Here is a 406-nt window from a genome sequence, read left to right as displayed (position 1 = left end):
AGGGTGATATTTGGGGGGTTCAGCCGATGACAGGCCCAACAGGCTTGATCTTTGCAATGCGCTCAACACATACTTCCCAGGCAGCTGCCAACGAAGTATTCTACAACGAAGCCGATACTGATTTCTCTGGTGCAGGTACACATGCTAACGCATTGGGTGCAGGATCAGAAACAACTGGTACTGGTATGGCTACTGCTGATGCAGAAGCACTTGGTTCAACTGGCGACGCATTTGCAGAAATGGCTTTCTCAATTGAAAAAGTTGCTGTAACTGCAAAATCCCGCGCTTTGAAAGCGGAATACACCACAGAGCTTGCTCAGGATCTTAAAGCCGTACACGGTTTGGATGCTGAAACAGAACTTGCAAACATCTTGCAGTCTGAAATCATGCTGGAAATTCAACCGCG

The 406-nt window shown here is 47.8% G+C and carries 1 protein-coding gene; it reads left to right on the top strand.

Annotated features, from left to right (window positions below; all coding sequences use genetic code 11):
- Positions 1 to 26: 26 nt before the first annotated feature.
- A partial coding sequence (locus tag EOC83_RS32650) for a hypothetical protein (RefSeq protein ID WP_245441859.1) occupies positions 27 to 406 on the top strand: 380 nt, incomplete at its 3' end.

This window comes from Mesorhizobium sp. Primo-A (assembly GCF_003997175.1).
In the GTDB taxonomy this organism is placed as follows: Bacteria; Pseudomonadota; Alphaproteobacteria; order Rhizobiales; family Rhizobiaceae; genus Mesorhizobium; species Mesorhizobium ciceri.
Note: the sequence above shows the minus strand (reverse complement) of the source record. Positions and strands in the feature narration are given on the sequence as shown.